The following is a 236-nucleotide window of genomic DNA, read 5'->3' on the forward strand; positions in this document are numbered from 1 at the left end:
TCCTCTGTGCCGAGCGGACAGGTAGAAGCTGCCAAGTCACTAGGTCTCAGCTATTGGCAAACGATGCGCGGTGTCATTTTGCCTCAATCCGTCCGCATCGCTCTGCCGCCATTGACCAATGTCATGCTCGATTTAATCAAAGCCTCCTCACTGGCTGCAATGATTACTGTACCCGAGCTGTTCCAGCAAGCAAAAATCGTAGGTGGGCGCGAATTCGATTATATGACCATGTATAT

At 50.4% G+C, this 236-nt stretch carries 1 protein-coding gene; it reads left to right on the forward strand.

Features of this window, described 5'->3' with window-relative positions; all coding sequences use genetic code 11:
* A partial coding sequence (locus SB658_RS27475) for an ABC transporter permease subunit (protein WP_410603725.1) occupies positions 1-236 on the forward strand: 236 nt, incomplete at both ends.

The sequence above is a fragment of the Bacillus sp. SIMBA_008 genome (genome assembly GCF_046535495.1).
Classification (GTDB): Bacteria; Bacillota; Bacilli; order Bacillales; family Bacillaceae; genus Bacillus; species Bacillus subtilis.